This is a genomic window from Mesorhizobium sp. M7A.F.Ca.CA.001.08.2.1 (genome assembly GCF_003998455.1).
Taxonomy (GTDB): Bacteria; Pseudomonadota; Alphaproteobacteria; order Rhizobiales; family Rhizobiaceae; genus Mesorhizobium; species Mesorhizobium ciceri.
Map to the genome: position 1 here is coordinate 1 of NZ_RZPW01000065.1, position 14,248 is coordinate 14,248.

Genomic DNA, 14,248 nt, shown 5'->3' on the forward strand with positions numbered 1-14,248 from the left:
ATGCCGGACGGATCGCCGGCGCTCAACGCGAGCGCAGTCACTGCGTTGCCCACGTCAGCGCTTGACGATGCGGGCTTTTGCCTTCAGCTCGTCGACATATTTCTTGCTGAGCGCGTCGGCATCCTTGTCGCCGCCGGAGCCTTCGGCCTGGAACGCCATCTGGGCAACTTTGTCGTCGGACACTTCGCGCGACGAGCAGATGCCGATGAATTCGACGCCGCGTTCGGTTTCGCGCGTGACGGTGGCACCGCCGACTTTGGTAGCTTTGATCTGCTCGGCCCAGTCCGGCGGCAGTTGCGGCGCCAGCACCCGGCCCAGATCGCGAACGGTGACGTCGATCAGGCCCTTGGCGAATTCGCGCGTCGTGTTGCAGCCGTTGAAGCGGGCGCGCATGGCGTCGGCCTCTCGCTTGCGTTTGCCCAGCGTCGCGCTGCGTTCAGCCGCCGGCACCACGAAGATGACCTGCTGCAGCATGTATTCGGTGGCGCTCGGTTTGGCGCCGCCTTTTTCGAGCATCTTCCTGACGAGATCCTGTTCGCTGACGGCGCCGGTGCCGTCGCCGGAACGGTAGCGCGCGCTCAAGGCCTGGTTCCAGGCCATCTGGGCGCGGATGAATTCCTTGAAGTGGCTCTTGGTGACGCCCGACTTCTCCATGACGCCGTCGAGCTGGCTGAGCTGCATCTTGTTGCTCGAGGCAAAGCGCTGATACGCGGCATCGACCTGGGCGTCGCTGATGCGGATACCAAGCCGCTTGGCCTCGGCCATACGCAGCGTCTGGTCGATCATTTCCTGGCCGGCATCGCCCTTCTTGCGCTGCAGCTTCAGGAAAGCGGCGCGATGGGCGATGTCGCCGGTGGTGACAGGAATGTCGTTGACGACGTATTTGATCTCGCTGGCGAAAGCTGGCGGCGCCATTACGGTGATCGACACGGACGTCGCCGCCACGAGCAACGCGAAACCTGCTGAAAAGAGGTATTTCCTCATCGTTGGCATCCCAATTCTATCCCGGTCCCGCCCAATTTGATCTTTCCAGGTGCGCGAAATCCGTGCCAGCCCTATGCGGCGAAACGATGTCGCCGATTGTTACTGGATCGTGTCGACGGCACTGGTCGACGAGCCGAAATCGCCGAGGGTGCGGAACGACAGATTGAAGCCGATGGTCTGCGACACCTCCCTGGTGTTCAGATCGCGCGACTGCGAGTAGGTCATCAAATAAGTGAAGCAGGAATCGTTGTAGGCGAAGCCGACGCCATCCTTGACCAGCAGGCTCTGCTGCAGGTCGTAGGTTCCTGTGCCGAAGACGCGCCAGTTTTCGGCCAGATGCGTGGATGCACCAAGCGTGACCTCGTGGCGGTCGGTGGTGAAGCCGTACAGCGGCTGGGCCTGGATGAAGGCGTATTTGGCGCTCAGCGACACAGGCAGGCCGGAATAGGCGGCCTTCACCTCGGCGCGGCGGATCTCGAAGCTCTGTTCGTCAAAACGGCCGCTGACCGAGGCCGCGAAGCCGTTGGGGCTGTTGATGCCGAACAGGCCGACATAGTCGGACTTGGTCGTGTCGAGGCCGGAGTTTGCGCCGACATTCACCAAATCCGGCGCGGCGAACGAGTTCTCGCCGCCAATCTGATAGGATTGGCCGAAAATGGCATTGGTGCCCCAGCCATTGTTGTAGGAGCCGGAATAGCGGAAGCCGACATTGGCGCGCGAACCGCCTTCGACGCGGTCGTAACCGGAGAACTTGTCGCGTTCGAACAAGGTGGTCGCGTCGAAGACCATGCTTTGGGCGTCTTCGTTGGGCACTGAGAGGCCGCCGACATATTGCTCGTTCGGACGCATGAAGACCTGTGCCATCGGTTCGATGACATGGCTGGACCCGCTGGCCATGGAAAACAGCACCGGCCAACGCATCTCAAGCCCGGCGGTTGCCATGTAACGGGCAAATGACGAGCGCATGTCGTCCTGCTCGCCCAAATGCGTCGCCATTCTGTCGATCGCGTCCAGCGAAGCCGACGACGCGTTGAGGTAGTCGACGTCGCCCTGCAGCGCGAGCAACGGCGTCAGCACCAGCCCGCCATCGGTGACGAAGCTCCGCTTCCACTCGGCCTCGGCGGTGAGACGGCCCGATTCGCCTTCGATGCCGCGGACGCGCTGCGTGGGAGTGAGGGCATTGTAGGGCTCGACGAAGGTCTCATCGACATCGTCGCGGCGGATGACACGCGCGTTGACATTGAGCGACAGCTGGCCGCCGGCCACCGACGCATCAGGAATATAGGCGTAGTCGAGCGACGGCAGCACCCAGGGCTGTTGTCCGCTTCGTGCAGAGGCGTTGTCGTCAGGTGTATCTTCCTGCACATCGAAATGCATGGCGCGCACGTCGAAATAGTTGCGGCCGTTGAGACCCGTCAAGTAGACCGACGACTGGTGGACGCTGCTATTGTACTTTTCGATGCCGTAGGTGTTCGAGAAATTCTTGTCGGTCTGCAGCAGCACGTCCCAGCCGAAGTTCCAGCGTGAGTTGATGGCGAACTGCCCCTGGGTACCCATCATGCCGCGGAATTTGTTGGGATCGCCGGCGCTGCCCGAATTGACGTTGTGGCCAGAGCTGGAGGGGAAGGCAGTGGTGTCGAGGAAAGCGTCGGGATTCTGCTGGTGTATCCCGGCGATCTTCAAGCTGTACTCGCCATTGTTGAAGCGCTGACGCCACTCGGCCTCACCGAGGAAACCCTGCTTGGTATAGCCGGTGCCGGTGACGGTCAGGTCGTAGGTCGGCGCCAATGCAAGATAATAGGGGACTTTCACGCCGACGCCGAGATCGCTCTTGTAGATGATGCTCGGGATCAGGAAGCCGCTCTTGCGCTTCACCGTCGGGTCGGCAATTTCGAATGCAGGCAGATAGGCAAGCGGAAAACCGAAGAACTCGAAATTCGCATTCTCGAAGCGAACCGTCTTCTTCTCGCCGTTCCAGATGATCTTCTTGGCCTTGACGCGCCAGGTCGGCGCTTTGTCCGGCTTATCCTCGCACGGCTCGCAGGCGGTGTAGACGCCATTGTGGAAGGTGGTCAGCACGCCGCCCATGCGTTCGGCGCTTTCGGCGGCGAAATAGGCCTTGTCGATGGTTTCGACCCGCAACGCGTTGACGAAGCCGTCGGCGAAGTCATCGGTGATGTCGATATGCTGCGAATTGATCTTGGTGCCGTCGCTGTTGATGACTTCGACGTTACCGCTTGCGACCATTCGCTTGGTGTTGCGGTTGTACTCGACCCGCTGGGCGACAAGGCGATTGCCACCATAGTCGATCTGCACGCCGCCAACGGCGGTCACGGTCTGATTGTCGTTGTTATAGACCAGCGTATCGGCCGCCAGCAGCATTTGCGAGCCGGATGGAACCGATGTCGCCATGTCGCCGACGTCCTGCGCAAGCGCCGGTGCCGGAACGGCGTAGGCAAGCACGCACGCCAAGGCGGTCGCCGCATAGAGGCGCGCCAAACCGGCCTGCCTGTTGCTGGGCAAAAACGCCTCCCTCACTAGCCGTCTTCCTTGTATAGCAGGAAAGTCACCCCGAAGAACATAGCCACCATGACCGGTACCCAGGCGGCTACGACAGTCGGCACGAATCCCGCCACGCCGAATGCCTTCACCAGAACCGAAACGACATAAAGCAGAAAGCCAGCGATGATGCCACCCAGAATCATCGTCGCCGACTGCCCCATCCTAGCAAATCGCATTGAAACCGTTGCCGCGATCAGCGTCATGGCGACGAGAAGGAACGGCAACGCCACGAGCGAATCAAACTGCATGGCAAAGGCATTTGCCTTGAGGCCGAAGGAGCGGGCAACCTCGATCTTTCCGGGCAGGTCGTAGAAGGGGATGGTTTCCGGGCGCGCCAGCCGCTCTTGCACGAATTCGGGCTTCAGATTGGTCGGTACGCGATCGGTTGCCGATGCCTGGATCGTGCCGTTCTGGAACGTCTTGACGTCCTGCAATTCCCAATAGCCGTCGCGCAGGAAGGCACGGGCAGCATCCTTGCGCTCGACGATGTTGCCTTGCGGGTCGAGAATGAAGAATACGACATCGGCCATTTCCAGGCCCTGGTTCAGGATGGCCCGCGCACCGATGATGGTGTCCCCCGAACTGGTTTTCTGCCGGATCCAGGGCGCGGCATCGGCCGAGACCTTGTTCGATTTGCCGGAACGCAGCTGGGTTTCGATCTGCTCGGACCAGGAGAATGCGTGCGCGGCGAGCGGATTGATGACGCCAACCGACAGGACGCCGAACAGCAAGGCTCCGATACAGCAGGGCAAGAGGAACTGCCAGGCGGAAACACCGGCGGAACGCGCGATGACCAGCTCGTAGCGCCGGTTCAGCGACACCAGCGTCGCCATCGCCGAGAAGAGACCGACGAACGGCACCGTCTGCAGCATGATCATCGGCATACGGAGGCCTGAAATGGCTACCGCCGTGCCGTAGGTGAAGCCGGGCAGGCCGGTGGTGCGGCCGGACAGCTCGGTGAAATCGATCAGGAACACCAGCGCCAGGAGGCCGATGAAGAACCAGATGGTGATCGTCACGTAGCGGAAGAAGAAATAGCGGCCCAGTGTCCAGCCCATCAGCCGACCCCTTGCCCTGATGTGCCGCGCCTGGACAAACGCAATTTGAAAGCATTCCAGCTGTCAGCGATGCGCGAGGCGAAGTTTGTCATCCAGTCCGCCCAGGTCACGGGCAGTTCCAGTGTCCGGTTCGAGACGATGAACCAGATCGCCACCGCGGAAGCCACGATCGGCACACCATAGACCATATAGGCATATTGCGGGATCTCATCCGCCTTGCTGGCGGCGAAAAAGCCCAGCCAACGCACGAACAGCGATATCGTGATCGCCGTGATCAGCGGATTGACGCGCGCCTCGCGGTGCGAGCGCGCATCCCCGGCGACCGCAAGCGCGATCAGCGCGAAAACCATGGAATAGGTCCATTCCGAGAACCGCTGGTTGACTTCGGCCCGGTATTCGTAGGGGCTCTGCTGATAATACTTGTCGTTGGCGCTCGGGTTGAGCAGGTACTGCGTCGTCTGGTCCTTGGGCAGGAGCGTCACCGCTGAAGCCGCCGCCATGAAGGCCGACATGTCGAAGGCATAGGAGGTGAAGCGGATGACGGAGAGATCGCCGGTCAGCGTTTTGCGATGGATGACGCCGTCATTCATCATCAGCACCTTTTCACCGCCGCGTTCGATGATGCTGCCGGTCTTGGCGTAGTAGACGAGGTTGACGCCTTCTTCGCGCGAATCGGCGACGAAAATGCCGCCCAGCCGATTGTTGGGAAGGCGCTCGCCGACCTGCAGGAACAACCCGTCGTCGATCTTGCGGAAGGTGCCTTCCTGGATGATCAGCGACAACAGATCCGCGCGTGACGACGCCACCAGGGCCCGGTTCTTCTGCCGTGCGTAAGGATCGATGCCGTTGTCGACGGCAAAGGAAAAAACGGCTGCGGCGAGCGCCAGCAACATGATCGGCCGCACGATCGTCCAGCGCGAGGCCCCCGCGGCGTTGACGACGGCAAGTTCGGAATCCGAATTCATGACGCTGAGTGTCTGAGCGACCGCCACCACCAGCGCAAAAGGCACCACGATCGGGATGATGGACGGAAGGATGAGGGCGGCGACTTCGAAGAAGGTCAGCGCCGACTGGCCGCTGTCGGTGACCAGATCGATCTTTGCCAGCACCTGCGTCGTCCATACGATCGCCAGCGTCCACACAAGAGCGGCCATGAAGACCACGAAAGCGCGGCGCATGATGTAGCGTTCAACGACCTTCATGAAGGCTTTTCTCGATTTTTTCGAACGGCATCATGCCGCCGAACAAGGTAGCTGTCCGGCAGCGCCTGCACAACTGGCTCATCAGATGGTCTATCCGGGTTCTGTCCCACATCACGCCCCCCGGCTGGGCGGAGTGTCGGCGGGAATGGATAAGAAAGGGCGAACATCGATGGTTAACAACAAGTTGCGGCAAAAAGCGGGGCCGTGCCGCGACGAATCGTCATCGATTCCATAGGTCATATGGGATGCCAAATCGGCAAAGTCTTGCCAAATGCCGGAAAACGACCAAATGTCGCGCATCGTTTCGAACCGCTTCCCCAAAAGTCGCGCATTCCCTGAAAGCAGGACATGATGAATCAAAGACCGTCGATCGCCTTCGCCAAATTTTCCGGGTCCCAGAGCGCGGTGAACAAGAAGGGCACGGTCTTCGTGCTCGCGGCGGATGAGGGCGGCCTGAGCGACGTCGCCAAGCCCAGTGATCCCGGCAAGACACTGGAGCGGGCTTTTCCCGTGGCTGAGTTCACCGGCAAGTTCGCCAGCACGGTGGAAGTTCTGGCCCCGCAGGGAGCGTCGCTCGACAGACTGGTGGCGATAGGCACCGGCAAGGTGTCGGGACTGGACGAATATGCGTGGTTGAAGCTTGGCGGCACCGTTGCCGCGTCGCTGCGCAAGGCGACCGAGGTAGCGGTAGTCCTCGATGTGGTCGGCGCCTCGCCGAGCGCGAAGGACGCGGCAAGCCTTGCCGCGGGCATTCTCCTGCGCAGCTATTCCTTCGACAAGTACAAGACCAGGAAGGACAAGGACGACGGCAAGGCAGAGCCGAAGAAGCCGGTCAAGGTGACCATCCATACCGCCGATCCGGCCGCTGCGAAGAAGGCCTTCGCCGATGCCGAGGCGGTGATCGACGGCGTCCTTCTGGCGCGCGACCTCGTCAACGAACCGGCAAACGTGCTTGGGCCGGTCGAGTTCGCTGCCCGCGCCAAGGAACTCGAGGCACTCGGCGTCAAGGTCGAGATATTGGCTGAGAAGGAAATGAAGAAGCTCGGCATGGGCTCGCTGCTCGGTGTCGCGCAAGGCTCGCCACGCGGCGCCCGCATGGCGATCATGCAGTGGAACGGCGGCAAGCCGAAGGACAGCCCGATCGCCTTCGTCGGCAAGGGCGTCACTTTCGACACCGGCGGCAATTCCATAAAGCCGGCCTCGGGCATGGAGGATATGAAGGGCGACATGGGCGGTGCCGCCGCCGTTACCGGCCTGATGCATGCGCTGGCGGCCCGCAAGGCGAAAGCCAATGTCGTCGGTATCATCGGACTGGTCGAAAATGCGGTCGACGGTCATGCCCAGCGTCCCGGTGATATCGTCACTTCGATGTCGGGTCAGACCATCGAGGTGCTCAATACCGACGCCGAGGGCCGCCTCGTGCTGGCCGATGCGTTGTGGTACTGCAACGACCGCTTCCAGCCGAAATTCATGGTCAATCTGGCGACGCTGACCGGCGCCATCATGGTGGCGCTCGGCCAACATTATGCCGGCCTGTTTTCCAACAATGACGAACTGGCCGAAAAATTGTCGGTGGCGGGGCAGGCGACTCAGGAACGGCTGTGGCGCATGCCGCTCGGCGCCGAATACGACAAGCTGATCGATTCCAAGAACGCCGACATGAAGAACATCGGCGGCCGTTTTGGCGGCGCCACCATCGCGGCGCAGTTTCTGCAGCGCTTCGTCAAGGACACGCCATGGGCTCATCTCGACATAGCCGGCACGGCGATGGGGGCGCCGTCGAACGAGATCAACCAGTCGTGGGGTTCCGGTTTCGGCGTCAGGCTGCTCGACCGGCTGGTGCGCGATAACTATGAGCAGTGAACGGGTTCAATCACTATAGGCTGAAGCGATGGCCGACGTTCTGTTCTACCACCTGACCGAATCGACGCTGGAGGATGCGCTGCCAGGCCTCCTGGAGCGCAGCGTCGACCGTGGCTGGCGCGCCGTGGTGCAGACAGGCACCGAGGAACGCCGCGATGCGCTCGACCAGCATCTTTGGACCTTCCGCGACGATTCGTTCCTGGCGCACGCAACCGATCGTGAAGCTCATCCCGGCGAACAGCCGATTCTGTTGACCACCGGCGACGGCAATCCCAACGACGCCAAGATAAGGTTCCTGGTCGACGGCGCGGTGCCGCCTGACCTTGGCGGCTACGAGCGCGCGGTGTTCCTGTTCGATGGCCACGATGCCGCCCAGCTCGAGGCGGCGCGAGGACACTGGAAGGTGATGAAGAGCGCTGGCCACGACGTCACCTACTGGCAACAGACGCCAGATCGCCGCTGGGAGCGCAAGGCGTAGACCAGCCGCTTGTGGCGGATGACTCGATCCTACAGTCTTGCCTTGATCCGGTTCTGTTTCCGGGTGACGTAGTCGCCGTGTTTCAATCTCTTGAAAACATACCAGTCGCCATCCGGAGCCTTGCGCTGGTAGATTACTTTGCCAGCCTGGCGGTGCTCGAAGCAGGTCATCGAGCCCTTCACGCCCCAGGAACCGTGCCATTGCGCACGCCAGCACAGCTTGCCGCCGCCGGGAATGAACCACATGCCGTCGCCATAGCCCGACTTGCCTTTGTCGTGGGTCCAGGACTCGAACTGTCTCTGCTTGACGGCAAAGAAGCCGGCGCCCTTCTTGCCCCACAACCACGAATGGTTCTGATAGATCTGGTAGACGCCTTCGTCAGGAACCGCTGTGGCCTCTTGAGCCTGCTCGGCGATTTTCATCGCCGTCTTGGCTGTCGCAGGAGCCTGGAAGGCAAGAACAAGAACGGAGCAGGCGAATGCCGCTCCAAGATAATTTCCCACTACCCGCTTCACGAAACTTCTCCACAGACTGATTTACGCCTCAATCCTCATCCCGAACCGCTGGTTCGGGATGGATCACGATCAAACAAGGAGATTGGAAGTCGATCCCGATCGCGTCGGGGTCGATCAGCACGATGCGTCTACGGCAGGACGTGCTGGGTCACCCTCCAGTCGGGCAGACCATAGCCACCCAGCCACGGCCACACTTCCTTCTGGTTGAAGTAGACAACCGAAGTCAGCGCCGGGAACTCCGCGTAGGATTTGCGGGAATCTTCCTGCCATTTCGAGACATAGTCCTGCTTCCCGACATAGCCGAGTTCCGCAACGACGATCGGCTTGTTGAACACTGCAACGCGGTCATAGCCGGGCTTCAGCAGCTCAGCGAAGGTGCGGTCGCGGCCGGTCTCGTCATCATCTTTTTTCTGCAGACCGAACACCGACAGGCCGATGACGTCGACATAGTCGTCGCCGGGGTAGTATTTTTCCAAACCCTCTTCGCCTTTGGGCGACCACATGTACTTGGCTGCGGGGGCAGCCTTGCGGCAGATGTCGACTTCGCGCTTGTAAGCGGAGATCCAGTCCTTGGGAGCCCAGTTGGCCCAGGTGAAGCGGCCGTTCTTGTCTTCCATTTCCTGCGCCCAGCGAATGGTCACCGGGCTCTTCATCTGTCCCACCAGGTCGCAGATCGCCTGCATGTTGGCGTCATATTTGCCGCTCAAAATGCCGTCGCGCAATTCGGGCGGGGTGATGCGCCAGTCCTTGGACCAGGTCCACGGCTCAACCGTGATCAGCAGCGAACGGCCGCGCTGCAGCGCATAGGCGTCAGCGAGTGGTAGCGTCGACAGGTCGACGTCTTCCCAGGGCAGGAACAGCTCTTCGATGCTGGCACTCTTGTCGGCGCTGAAGTCGCCGTAGGGATCGTAGGATCCGAACACCGAGGCGGCGCTGCTCGTCTGGACGGGGTCCGTCGCGGCTACTGAGCCAGCGCCTCCTGCCGTGGGGAACGCGGCGCTTCCGCCCAATGCCAGCGCGATTGCAAGTGCTTTTACTGTGGAGTGTTTCATGTCGATCTCCCATGGCCCCAACCTCTTGCGGAAGTTAAGGCTTCGCCCGTGCGCATCGATGCTTGATCGACACGATTACCCAAAACCGATCGGCTCTATTTGCAGAATCTGCGGGATTTCGGAGCGACCCGTTGGCGGATGTGCGAAACCTGACACAGAGCCACCCAAAAAATTATCTCTCAAGGCCCTATACAGGGGGCGCTCGAGAGAAAGTTCGCCGCGATACTCACAAATTCGCGTCAATATCCCGATATATCATCCCTGGCTAATTTAAGAGCCGGTCGCGACCAAGAGTCAAGTGCAATTAACGGTTGCTTAACCATATGCGCGCGACATGGTTAACGCTGCTCTCAAAGTTCGATCCTTGCCGGACAGCTTTGGCCGGCGAATTCTCCAGCGCTGAAAAATTTGCGGCTCATCGTTCACGTGCTGGTCGGTGGAAACTGTTCCACCGGACTATCCTTAACCAGTTCTGAAGAACCATAGTTAAGAAATAACTAATTTAGTTGACTCTAAGGATGCCTGAGCGGATTCTGCTGCTGGGTTAGGCTCATCGGCCGTCGTTTGGCTGATGCTCGGGTGGCGGCGTTAAGTGTATGAGTGTTTCCGCGGACGTGGGGATCATCGGCAGTAAGACCATGCCGAAACGGGGGCGTGGGGCAGCTCCGGGGAAGGCGGCGGAGAAGCCTCCTTTTCTGGTGCCCGTGCTGTCGGCCGCCCAGAAGCGGATCTGGAAGCTGGGACTTGCCTGCTGGTCGGTAACGTTCGGATTTTTCTGGTTCTGGTGGCTGCAGCCCGGGCACATCGAACACGTCATCCCATACATGCTGGCGACATTGACGCTCGTATGGCTGACATTCATGCCGATGTATTTTCTCTTGAACGTGCATGCGATGAAAAAGCCGTCCAGGCTTCACACGATCCCGAAGCATTCGCGTGTCGCGATGGTGGTGACCAAGGCTCCGTCAGAGCCGTTTTCCGTGGTTGCGCGAACCCTCGAGGCAATGCTGGCGCAGGACTGTCCGCATGATACCTGGCTGGCCGACGAGGACCCGTCCGAGGAAACGATTGCCTGGTGCGATGCCCATAACGTCATGATTTCGACGCGGCGCGGGCGGGAAGATTATCACCGCAAGGTGTGGCCCCGCCGGACGCGCTGCAAAGAGGGAAACCTGGCCTTCTTCTACGACCACTATGGTTATGAACGCTATCACTTCGTCGCTCAGATGGACGCGGACCACGTCCCGACACCAACCTATCTCAGGGAAATCCTGGTCGCCTTTGCCGACCCGGCGGTTGGCTATGTATCGGCGCCGAGCATATGCGACAACAATGCCGCTGAAAGCTGGTCGGCACGCGGCCGGCTGTTCCCGGAAGGGATGTTCCACGGACCTTTGCAGTCCGGCCACACGGGCGACGGAACGCCGCTCTGTATCGGCTCGCACTATGCCGTGAGAACCGCAGCGCTCAAGCAGGTCGGCGGCCTTGGCCCGGAACTGGCCGAAGATCACTCGACGTCCATGCTGTTCATTGCGGCTGGTTGGCGCGGTGTGCATGCCATAGACGCCATTGCCCATGGCGACGGCCCGCAAACCTTTGCCGATCTTGTCACGCAAGAGTTCCAGTGGTCGCGGAGCCTGATGACGATCATGCTCGAATACTCGCCCATATACCTTTCCAAGGTATCGCCACGGCTGAAATTCCAGTTCCTGTTTCGCCAGCTCTGGTATCCGCTTTTCGCCGTATTTTCGCTTCTCATGTACATCATGCCGGTATACGCGCTTCTTACGGGTCAGAATTTCGCCAATGTGACGTATATTGACTTCCTTCTATACTATGCGCCGAACTCGATTTCGCTGATTGTGCTGGTGATGCTGTTGAAGTCCTTCGGGCTGTCGCGCCCACTGACCGCCAAGACGATCAGTTGGGAGGGAATGTTGTTCTCATTCTTCGCTCGTTGGCCATGGGTGCTGGCGGGCACGCTGTCGTCGATCCGCGATTATCTGACCAAGTCGTTCGTCGATTTTCGCGTTACCCCCAAGGGCAGCGGCCCGAAAAACCTGCTGCCTGCCCGCGTTATTGTTCCCTATGTGGTGCTTGCAATGGGAGCTTCGCTGCCGGTCCTTCTTGTAGACCGCGCCTCGGACGCCACCGGCTTCTACTGGTTCGCTGCCTTCAATGCGTTCGTCTACGGATTGCTTGTGGTCGTGATCATCACCAGGCACCTCGTGGAGAACAAAATTTCGTTGCGTTGCAATGCCGCGAAACTCGCCTTGCAGGCCTCGCTCGCTGGCGTTGCGCTCTTCGTCCCGGGCGCCGCGTTCTGTGACCGCGGCCTGGAAGGCATATATGGGCTCCAGCAGGGGGCAGGCGGTATGCGCATCGTCAGCGTGGCCTACCCGGTTTCCGGAGCCGGGCGCGGCGGGAGCGGAACCCGCACATTCCATCTTGACCCCGCCTGGAATCCGCCACGCTGACGCCGACAGGCGTCCGTGCGCAAACAACTCCCCTGAACCGCATTTGCCTTGATAGCCGGCCGGCAAGCTGTAGCAGGGCCAGGCACGATCCCAAAAGGTCAAATTTTAATAATATCCGGTCGAGTGCCGAAAGACCGCGCTCATCATATCGTTTGCATGATATTTAATAAGTCTCCCCTAATATACAGCCCATGATGTGAGTGGCGATGGGTCACTCGCGTGGTGCGGAAAGCAAATAAGAGCAATATATCTCCGCGCTCCAGCGACTTGTATTTCATGGCAGGGGATAGCGATGAACAAAATAATGGAAAGAGGGGCAAGGCTCGGCAAGAAACATGCCTGTGCATTTGCCGCGGTTGCATTGATCTCGATGATGTCCGGTTGCCAAAGCATGGATGCCACCAAGACGAGCTCGATCGGCACCAAGCCCGTGGTTCATTCGCTCGGCCAGAGGGTGCACTACGCCAAGGACAAGCGGCTGCATCTGATCAACCGCAAACCGCTCACCAAGATGACCAACGTGACGCGTACGAGGGAGGAGGCCTATGCGGCCTTCGTGCGGCCGCAGCGGGTCGGCAGGCCGGCGACGGTGAAGGTCTCCTACAGTCTGGGCAATGGCGGCCCGCTCCTGGGTCATTCGCCCTGGATATGTGGTCCGAGCGGTTTCGGCCAGCGCGCCAGCTGCCGTTCGCGTTACTAAGCCATCAGACCTGAAGCGCGGCCGATTTGACCGCTGCCGGGTCTTTGCCGGGGGGGGCGCGAGTGGAGGGCGAGAGGTTTGCGCAGACGTTGCGCTTTGCCTCTTGCCCTCCGACCGCCATGCGTTCGTTAGGCGCGGACCTCCGTGGCATTCCGATCAGGTCACGATGCTCGGCCCGGGGCGTGCCAGCCGTCATTGTCGCCGGCCGGCGGCCGTGGCCGCGCGACATAGGCCGATGCTCCGTTCGCCTCGTGATAGACGCGTGCCAGCATTTCCGCCAGCACGCCCGACGTCACCATCTGCACCCCGGCGATGAGCAGGAAGAAGCCGGTGAACAGCATCGGGCGTGTTCCGATGTCTTCGGCGAAAAACAGCTTCAGGCAAAGCAGGTAGGCAAGGATCAGCGAACCCAGCGCGCCAAGCACGATGCCGATGCCGCCGAAGAAATGTCCCGGCCGTGTGCGATAGCGCATGAAGAAGTACATGAACACCAGATCGAGCACGACCCTGAAGGTGCGCGAAATGCCGTATTTGGACTGGCCGTGGATGCGGGCGTGGTGCGTCACCACCTCCTGCGCGATGCGTCTGGGGGTCGTCACCGTGGCCAGCCATGCCGGGATGAAGCGGTGCATCTCGCCATAGAGCTTGACGCTGCGGATGACGTTGCCGCGATAGACCTTAAGGCTGCAGCCATAATCCTTGAGGCGCACCCCGGTGACGCGCGCGATCAGCGCGTTGGCGATGCGCGAGGGCAGCCTGCGCATGAAAAACCCTTCCTGCCGGTCCTTGCGCCAGCCGACCACCAGGTCGAGATCCTCGCTCAGCAGGCGGTAGACCATACGCGGAATGTCGTAGGGATCATTTTGCAGGTCGCCATCGATCGTGGCGATGACGTCGCCGCGCGCCGCGTCGATGCCGGCCTGCATCGCGGCGGTCTGCTTGTAGTTGCGCACGAGCTCGACCGCATGCACATGCGAGCCGTAATGCGCTGCAAGGCGCCTGATCTCGCTCACCGTCGCGTCGGTGCTGCCGTCATCGACCAGCACGACCTCCCAGGGCTGGTCGTAGCGTTCCATCGCCTGGTGGATCCGTGCCAGCAGCGGCTCGACGTTTTCGGCCTCGTTGTACATGGGGACGACGATGGACAGCGTATGGTTCGGCATTACCGCGCCGTCAGGCAGTCCCGAAGCAGGGATGGGCAATATGTTCATTGGGATGGCTTCCTTGCAGGTCCGACAGCCGGATTTCCCGGCAGCGTCGATTTCGAGGGAAACAGCCAGGCGATCGCACCCGTGGCGATTGCCGAGCAGAAGATGAACAGGTGCAGCGCCAGCGCCGCCTGCAAGCCATTCTTCAT

General features: G+C 60.7%; 11 protein-coding genes. 4 read left to right on the forward strand and 7 right to left on the reverse strand.

The window, feature by feature from the left end; genetic code table 11:
- Positions 1-54: 54 nt before the first annotated feature.
- The 4 genes from EN914_RS06465 to lptF form a co-directional block, all read right to left on the reverse strand.
- Entirely contained in the window at positions 55-993 is a 939-nt protein-coding gene (locus tag EN914_RS06465; RefSeq protein WP_024504313.1) for a peptidylprolyl isomerase, read from the reverse strand.
- Positions 994-1,083: 90 nt separating this feature from the next.
- Entirely contained in the window at positions 1,084-3,522 is a 2,439-nt protein-coding gene (locus EN914_RS06470) for an LPS-assembly protein LptD (RefSeq protein ID WP_024504312.1), read from the reverse strand.
- The gene (gene lptG / locus EN914_RS06475) at positions 3,522-4,607 is read right to left on the reverse strand and encodes an LPS export ABC transporter permease LptG (RefSeq protein ID WP_024504311.1); all 1,086 of its coding nucleotides are present in this window, start codon (positions 4,605-4,607) and stop codon (positions 3,522-3,524) included. The genes EN914_RS06470 and lptG overlap by 1 nt, the downstream gene beginning before the upstream one ends.
- The gene (lptF, locus tag EN914_RS06480; protein WP_013532506.1) at positions 4,604-5,806 is read right to left on the reverse strand and encodes an LPS export ABC transporter permease LptF; all 1,203 of its coding nucleotides are present in this window, start codon (positions 5,804-5,806) and stop codon (positions 4,604-4,606) included. Before lptF ends, lptG begins: the two co-directional genes overlap by 4 nt.
- A gap of 351 nt (positions 5,807-6,157) precedes the next feature.
- Here lptF and EN914_RS06485 point away from each other — a divergent pair, with 351 nt between their 5' ends.
- Positions 6,158-7,669, forward strand: a complete 1,512-nt coding sequence (locus tag EN914_RS06485) for a leucyl aminopeptidase (RefSeq protein WP_024504310.1) — start codon at positions 6,158-6,160, stop codon at positions 7,667-7,669.
- Between the two features lie 28 nt (positions 7,670-7,697).
- Entirely contained in the window at positions 7,698-8,147 is a 450-nt protein-coding gene (locus tag EN914_RS06490) for a DNA polymerase III subunit chi (RefSeq protein ID WP_013532504.1), read from the forward strand.
- A 29-nt stretch (positions 8,148-8,176) separates the two neighbouring features.
- Here EN914_RS06490 and EN914_RS06495 read toward each other — a convergent pair whose 3' ends face one another.
- Positions 8,177-8,662 (reverse strand): DUF995 domain-containing protein, encoded by a 486-nt coding sequence (locus tag EN914_RS06495; RefSeq protein ID WP_013532503.1) that lies wholly within the window; start codon positions 8,660-8,662, stop codon positions 8,177-8,179.
- 128 nt (positions 8,663-8,790) lie between these two features.
- Entirely contained in the window at positions 8,791-9,714 is a 924-nt protein-coding gene (locus tag EN914_RS06500) for a glycoside hydrolase family 26 protein (protein ID WP_024504308.1), read from the reverse strand.
- Between the two features lie 638 nt (positions 9,715-10,352).
- On the opposite strand from EN914_RS06500, the gene EN914_RS06505 reads away from it, so the two are divergent.
- Positions 10,353-12,191 (forward strand): glycosyltransferase family 2 protein, encoded by a 1,839-nt coding sequence (locus EN914_RS06505; RefSeq protein ID WP_050580487.1) that lies wholly within the window; start codon positions 10,353-10,355, stop codon positions 12,189-12,191.
- Positions 12,192-12,483: 292 nt separating this feature from the next.
- Positions 12,484-12,891 (forward strand): hypothetical protein, encoded by a 408-nt coding sequence (locus EN914_RS06510; protein ID WP_013532500.1) that lies wholly within the window; start codon positions 12,484-12,486, stop codon positions 12,889-12,891.
- Between the two features lie 161 nt (positions 12,892-13,052).
- Here the strand turns inward: EN914_RS06510 and EN914_RS06515 are convergent, their stop codons facing one another.
- The gene (locus EN914_RS06515; RefSeq protein WP_245265361.1) at positions 13,053-14,054 is read right to left on the reverse strand and encodes a glycosyltransferase family 2 protein; all 1,002 of its coding nucleotides are present in this window, start codon (positions 14,052-14,054) and stop codon (positions 13,053-13,055) included.
- Positions 14,055-14,248: the final 194 nt, after the last annotated feature.

Coding starts and splice junctions, on each gene's coding strand:
- EN914_RS06500 (WP_024504308.1), bottom strand. CDS start 9,714: ATGAAACACTCCACAGTAAAAGCACTTGCAATCGCGCTGGCATTGGGC.
- EN914_RS06515 (WP_245265361.1), bottom strand. CDS start 14,054: ATGCCGAACCATACGCTGTCCATCGTCGTCCCCATGTACAACGAGGCC.
- EN914_RS06510 (WP_013532500.1), top strand. CDS start 12,484: ATGAACAAAATAATGGAAAGAGGGGCAAGGCTCGGCAAGAAACATGCC.
- EN914_RS06465 (WP_024504313.1), bottom strand. CDS start 993: ATGCCAACGATGAGGAAATACCTCTTTTCAGCAGGTTTCGCGTTGCTC.
- lptF (WP_013532506.1), bottom strand. CDS start 5,806: ATGAAGGTCGTTGAACGCTACATCATGCGCCGCGCTTTCGTGGTCTTC.
- EN914_RS06485 (WP_024504310.1), top strand. CDS start 6,158: ATGAATCAAAGACCGTCGATCGCCTTCGCCAAATTTTCCGGGTCCCAG.
- EN914_RS06505 (WP_050580487.1), top strand. CDS start 10,353: ATGCCGAAACGGGGGCGTGGGGCAGCTCCGGGGAAGGCGGCGGAGAAG.
- EN914_RS06490 (WP_013532504.1), top strand. CDS start 7,698: ATGGCCGACGTTCTGTTCTACCACCTGACCGAATCGACGCTGGAGGAT.